Origin of the sequence: Actinomadura logoneensis, assembly GCF_003428695.1 — a bacterium.
In the GTDB taxonomy this organism is placed as follows: Bacteria; Actinomycetota; Actinomycetes; order Streptosporangiales; family Streptosporangiaceae; genus Spirillospora; species Spirillospora logoneensis.
On record NZ_QURH01000858.1, the window covers coordinates 1 to 5,609 of the forward strand.

Below are 5,609 nucleotides of genomic sequence, written 5' to 3' on the forward strand. Positions count from 1 at the left end.
CTCGGCCGGCGCGACGCGTCCGGCGGCGTCGGGCAGCCACAGCCACTCGCGGCGTCCGGCCCCCGGCGCGTCATGGCCCTGGGCGACGACGAGCGCGCGGCGACCGCCCAGCACGCCGTGGCCGTCCCCCAGGCCCTCCCAGTGGGACTCGGTGACGGCGAGCCGCAGCCTGACCCCGGGCCACGCCGCCATGGCGGGACCCGTGAGGGTGAGGACGCTTCCGTGCTTGCGCGCGAGGGCGGTCAGGCGGCGGACGACCGGGGGCGCGGGCCGCTCGGGCGGCCTGACCAGCACCAGGCTCACGGCTTCGACCAGCGCCGCGACCACGTCGGGCCAGCGCTCCGCCGGATCGTCCACCAGCAGCAGGCGGCGCGGGTCGGCGCCCATGCCGCACGCGGCGAGCACCCCGAACTCGGGCATGCCGACGACCGCGCACCACCCGTTCGTCCCCCCGTCCGCCGCCGCGTCGCCTGCCGCGCCGTTCAGGTGGACACCCGTGCCTTCGGCCGAGCCGACAGGAGCTCCGCCGGATCCGACAGAGGCTTCGGCCGACGCTCCGGCGACCAGCGCGACGCCGAGGGACGCCGCTCCCGCACCGTCCAGTCCGACGACCGAACCGGGTCGGAGGCCGCCGGGAAGCAGCGTCCGCAGCGCGGGCAGCACCGGCACCCGCGGCCCGCCCGCGCGCACGAGCGTGTCCCGCGGGAGGGCATGCGGCGGCAGGCTCGGGGCCGCCGACCCGTCCGCCACGCCGCCTCCCCTCCTTGCTTCCGCCAATCTCGAACACGAGTTCGACCATTGTCAAGTTACCCCAGGTCAGCGAGTGTTCCGAGGGGGCGGACTAGAGTGGTCGAAATGAAGATAAAATGTGCCGTCATCGACGATTTCCAGGGCGTTGCGGAGTCCCTGGCCGACTGGTCGCGGGTCGGGTCACGGGTCGATGTCCGGTTCCTGCGCGGCCACGAGCCCAACCCCGAACGCCTCGCCGAGCGGATCGGCGACTGCGGGATCGTGGTGGCGATGCGCGAGCGCACCCCCTTCCGGGAGGAGCTGCTCGCGCGGCTCCCGAACCTGCGGCTCCTGGTCACCAGCGGGATGCGGAACGCCTCGATCGACCTCGACGCCGCCGCCCGGCAGGGGGTGACCGTCTGCGGGACGCCCAGCGCCTCCCACCCCACCGCCGAGCTGACGTGGGCGCTGCTGCTCGGCCTGGCCCGGCACGTGGTCCCGGAGAACGCGGCGCTGCGCACCGGCGGCCCGTGGCAGCAGACGATCGGCACCGACCTGCACGGACGGCGCCTCGGGGTGATCGGCCTGGGGAAGATCGGCTCCCGGGTGGCGCGGGTCGGCGCCGCGTTCGGGATGGACGTGGTCGCCTGGAGCCCCGCCCTCACCGACGAGCGGGCCGCCGAGGCCGGGGCGCGTCGCCTGCCCGCGCTGGACGACCTGCTGGAGACCAGCGACTTCGTGACCGTCCACGTGAAGGGCGGCGAGCGCACGCGCGGGCTGCTCGGGGCGGACGAGCTGCGGCGGATGCGCCCGTCCGCCTACCTGATCAACACCTCCCGCGCGTCCGTGGTGGACCAGGACGCGCTCGCCGACGCCCTGCGCGAGGGGCGCATCGCGGGCGCGGGAGTGGACGTCTACGACATCGAGCCGCTTCCGGAGCACCACGAGTACCGGACGCTGCCGAACCTGCTCGCCACGCCGCACCTCGGCTATGTCACCCAGGACAACTATCGGGGCTACTTCGCCGGGGCGCTGGAGGACATCGAGGCGTTTCTCGCCGGCGAGCCCGTCCGCGTCCTGAACTGAGGAGCAGGGCCGCCGCGAGCAGCTGGGCGGTCGCGGCGAGGACGAGGGCGAGGGCGAGGGGCAGGGCGCCTCCCAGCGCCGCTCCCACCGCCCCGGCCGTGATCTTGAGGCTCGCCCCGGTGGTGAACACCTGGCCGCGCAGGCGGGGCGGCGCGTCCCGGTGCCGGATGTCGAACACCGCCGCCAGCTGGGGACCCTCGCCGGCTCCGGTGAGGACCGCCGCCGCCAGCAGCACCGCCGCGTTCGGCGCCGCGGTGAGCAGGCAGAGCCCGGCGGCGACGCCCGTGCCCGCGACGGCGAACACCGTCTCCGGCCGGCCCCGCGGCGGCCAGCGCGCGGTGACCGCGGTGGTCGCCATCGCGCCTGCGGCCAGCAGCGACAGCAGGAGCCCCCCGTGTCCCGCGCCGCCGAGCCGCTGCTCGCCCAGCGGCGGACAGGAGACGACCAGCATCCCGATGCCCGCGAAGGCGATCATGGACGCCGCCGTGATCCGCCGCAGCCCCGGCGCGCGGACGATGGCGGCGAAGCCCGCCTTGAGGTCCGAGGTGAGCTTGGCGGACGGGCGCGGCTCCTGCCGGGGGAGCGCGAGGGCCGCCGGGACGGCCAGCAGCAGCAGCCCGATGGTCACGGCCATCGCCCAGTACGCGTCGATCCCCGCGATGAGGCCGGCGGCGGCGGGCCCGGCCAGCGAGGCCACGTTGTAGGTCGCGGCGTCGAGCGAATGCCCGCGCCCCAAGTGGCGTTCCGGCAGCACGTCGGCGAGGCGCGGCGTCCAGGCGCCCGACAGCGACGGCGCGAGGAGCCCGGTGACGAGGGCCACGGCGATCGCCACCGCCAGGTGCCCCAGGACGGCGGTCACCAGCGCCAGGCCCGCCGCGTAGGCGGCCAGGGCCAGGGCCAGCAGCCGGCCGGGATGGGGGGAGCGGTCCATCAGCGCGCCGAGCAGCGGGCCGCCCACCGCGGACGCCGCGGTGAGCGCGGCGAACAGCAGGGAGGCCGGACGGTCCGGCCCGAGTACGGTCATGCCGAGCAGCAGGAGCGCCGGAGCCGACATCTCGTCGGCCGTCCGGGCGCTCAGCGCTCCGGCGAAGTAGGCCGCCGCGCCGCCGTAACGGTTTATCATATTAAAGGCGTAACATAGTGAGGGGACGATGATCAACCGGCCATCGGACACCGCCGACCGGGCCGCCGCCCTGACCGGCGCGCTGCGACTGGACGGCGCCGACGCCGCGGCCGTCGCCGCGCTCCTGCACGCGCACGGGGAGCCGACCCTGCCGCGGATCACCGACGACGACGTGACCGCTCTGCGGGCCGTCGCCGACCGGCTCTGGGACGTCTTCGCGGCGCCCGACGTCGGAACGGCGGCCGGGCTCCTCAACGGACTGCTCACCGAATACGCCGCCCCGCCCAGGCTCAGCGCCCACGACGGCACCGCCTGGCACCTCCACGCGGACCGCGGCGACGAGGCGTCCTGGGCCGAGTGGTTCGCCGCGACGTCCGCGCTGGCGCTGGCGGTCGTCCTCGCCGAGCGCAAGTCCGTCCCGGGCGGCCTGTGCGCGTCTCCCACCTGCGGTAGGCCGTTCGCCATGACCGGCCGGGGAGCGCCCCGCCGCTACTGCTCCGCGCGCTGCGGAAGCCGCGAACGTGTCGCGGCTCACAGGCGCGCGCAAAAATGAGCACATGACTCCAGACATCGCCCCGATCGCGTGGACCGGCGACTCCCTCCGGCTGATCGACCAGACGCTCCTGCCCGCGCGCCTGGAGTACCGGGACGTCGCCGACGTGGACGACCTCGTGGACGCGATCAAGCGGCTCGTCGTGCGCGGCGCGCCCGCCCTCGGGGTGGCCGGAGCGCTCGGCGTCGTCGTCGCCCTGCGCCAGGCCGACCGCGAGAGCTGGGACGCCACGACCCGGGACGCGGCGATCGCCCGCATCCGGGAGGCCCGTCCCACGGCGGTCAACCTGGCGGCCGGAGTCGACCGGGTCCGTCCGCTGGTGGACGAGGGGGCCGACGCCGTCCTGGCCGAAGCTCTGGCCTTCCTCGACGAGGACGTCCGGGGCAACCGTGCGATCGGCCGCCACGGCGCGGCCTGGCTGACCGCCCGGACGGGCGACCGGCCGCTGCGCCTGCTGACGCACTGCAACGCCGGCGCGCTGGCCACGGCCGGGTGGGGCACGGCCCTGGGCGTCGTCCGCGAGCTGCACGCCCGCGACCGCGTCGAGACGGTCTACGCGGACGAGACCCGTCCGCTCCTCCAGGGCTCCCGCCTGACGGCCTGGGAGCTGGAGCAGATGGGCGTCCCCTACTACGTCCAGCCGGACGGCGCCGCGGCCGGGACCATCCTCGGCGGCCATGTGGACGCCGCGATCGTGGGAGCCGACCGCGTGGCCGCGAACGGCGACACCGCCAACAAGGTCGGCACCCTGGCCGTGGCCCTGGCCTGCGCCGCCGCCGGAATCCCGTTCCTGGTGGCCGCGCCCTGGAGCACCGTCGACCTGGCCACCCCGGACGGCGCCCGCATCCCCATCGAGCAGCGTGCGCCCGCCGAGATCCTCGCCAACGGGGGCACGCCGGTGGCGCCCCCCGGCGCCCGCGCGCACAACCCCGCCTTCGACGTGACCCCCGCCCGCTTGGTCACGGCTCTGATCACCGAGACCGGCGTCCTGGAACCCGCCCGGGGCCGCACCCCTGCTGAGGAGGCCGCAGAGAAGAGGGAGCGCGGCCGGTAGCCGCGCTCCCTCGCCGTTCGTGCCGCGTCACTTGATGGTGATCCAGAAGGTGCGGCTCGTTCCGGCCTGGTAGAGGGGGTCTCCGGCCCAGGTCAGCCACATCCAGCCGTTGCGCGCCGCGTATCCGGAGACGCGGAACCTGCCCTTGGCGTCGGTGGTGACGCCGTTGATCCGCTGCGGACCCGCGCCGCCGGCGTTCCACCGGAACATCAGCTGCAGCCTGCGCCTGGCGAGCCCGCCGTACGCGCCGTTCGGCAGGCGTCCGGTGAGCCGCCCCGACAGCACCACCGGACTGCCGCGCCGAATCCTGGTGGGCCTGGCCGTCACGGTGAACGCGGACGTCTGCCGGAGCGCGACGGCGGTCGCGGGCCCGGCGTTCCAGACGCTGCCGGGCGCGGTCGCGTACGAGGTGCTGATGCGCCACGTCCCCGGCGCGGCCGAGGCGGGCATCTGCAGGGTCGCCTGCCACATGCCGTAGTCCACGTTGCCGGAGACCAGGCTGAACCCGGCGTTCAGGATCCTGCCGTCGGGACCGGTGAACGTCGCGTACGCGCTGGACGTGTGGGCGGGCCGGAAGAGTTTCGCGACGACCTCACGTCCGCTGGAGGTCATCTGGAGAGGTCCGGTCGGGGAGACGTCGAGCGGCACGTGGCTGGTCTTGCTGACGCTGAAGGAGGCGGCCGAGCCGCGCCAGGCCCGCTGCCCCCGGCTGTTGGTGGCGAGGAAGCCGACGCTGTAGTTCCCGGCGGGTGCCTCCGGCGGCAGGGACAGCCGGTTCGACCAGGTGCCGTCCGTGCGGGAGTGCCCGCTCCACAGCTTCAGCGCGAGATCCCGCTTCCAGCCGCCCGGCCCCGTGACCCACGCGTGGACGCTCTTGGTGCGGGGCGCTTTCGCGGCGGTCTTCAGGTGTGTTGCCAGCAGGACGCTGACCGGCGCGAAGTCGCTGGCCAGGACCGTGTTGCGCGGCCCGAGGGCGGACCAGGCGGGCCGCCAGGGCGCGGCGGCGCGCCCGTGCCCGGCACGCGCGTGCTCGGCGCGGGCGTGCTTGGCACGCGTGGCGGTCC

Annotated in this window: 6 protein-coding genes; 3 read left to right on the forward strand and 3 right to left on the reverse strand. The window is 75.4% G+C overall.

The genetic code is table 11. The features are described 5' to 3' along the window. The coding region (locus DZF91_RS29020) for a hypothetical protein (RefSeq protein ID WP_199486961.1) at nt 1–750 on the reverse strand (750 nt) is incomplete at its 3' end. A gap of 105 nt (nt 751–855) precedes the next feature. Here DZF91_RS29020 and DZF91_RS29025 point away from each other — a divergent pair. Continuing rightward, on the forward strand, nt 856–1,815 hold the full coding sequence (locus DZF91_RS29025) for a D-2-hydroxyacid dehydrogenase family protein (RefSeq protein WP_117360303.1): 960 nt from the start codon (nt 856–858) through the stop codon (nt 1,813–1,815). Here the strand turns inward: DZF91_RS29025 and DZF91_RS29030 are convergent. Continuing rightward, the gene (locus DZF91_RS29030) at nt 1,724–2,938 is read right to left on the reverse strand and encodes an MFS transporter (RefSeq protein ID WP_117360304.1); all 1,215 of its coding nucleotides are present in this window, start codon (nt 2,936–2,938) and stop codon (nt 1,724–1,726) included. The genes DZF91_RS29025 and DZF91_RS29030 overlap by 92 nt on opposite strands. Nucleotides 2,939–2,966: 28 nt before the next feature. Here DZF91_RS29030 and DZF91_RS29035 point away from each other — a divergent pair, with 28 nt between their 5' ends. Next, nucleotides 2,967–3,491 (forward strand): CGNR zinc finger domain-containing protein, encoded by a 525-nt coding sequence (locus tag DZF91_RS29035; RefSeq protein WP_117360305.1) that lies wholly within the window; start codon nt 2,967–2,969, stop codon nt 3,489–3,491. Nucleotides 3,492–3,495: 4 nt separating this feature from the next. Continuing rightward, nucleotides 3,496–4,545, forward strand: a complete 1,050-nt coding sequence (gene mtnA / locus DZF91_RS29040) for an S-methyl-5-thioribose-1-phosphate isomerase (protein WP_117360306.1) — start codon at nt 3,496–3,498, stop codon at nt 4,543–4,545. A gap of 27 nt (nt 4,546–4,572) precedes the next feature. On the opposite strand, the gene DZF91_RS40535 is transcribed toward mtnA, so the two are convergent. Continuing rightward, nucleotides 4,573–5,609: hypothetical protein (locus DZF91_RS40535; RefSeq protein WP_158588073.1), on the reverse strand; the 1,037-nt coding region annotated here is incomplete at its 5' end.

Bases quoted from the DNA above. Each gene is read 5' to 3' on its own strand.
- DZF91_RS29035 (WP_117360305.1), top strand. From the start codon at position 2,967: ATGATCAACCGGCCATCGGACACCGCCGACCGGGCCGCCGCCCTGACC.
- mtnA (WP_117360306.1), top strand. From the start codon at position 3,496: ATGACTCCAGACATCGCCCCGATCGCGTGGACCGGCGACTCCCTCCGG.
- DZF91_RS29030 (WP_117360304.1), bottom strand. From the start codon at position 2,938: ATGATAAACCGTTACGGCGGCGCGGCGGCCTACTTCGCCGGAGCGCTG.
- DZF91_RS29025 (WP_117360303.1), top strand. From the start codon at position 856: ATGAAGATAAAATGTGCCGTCATCGACGATTTCCAGGGCGTTGCGGAG.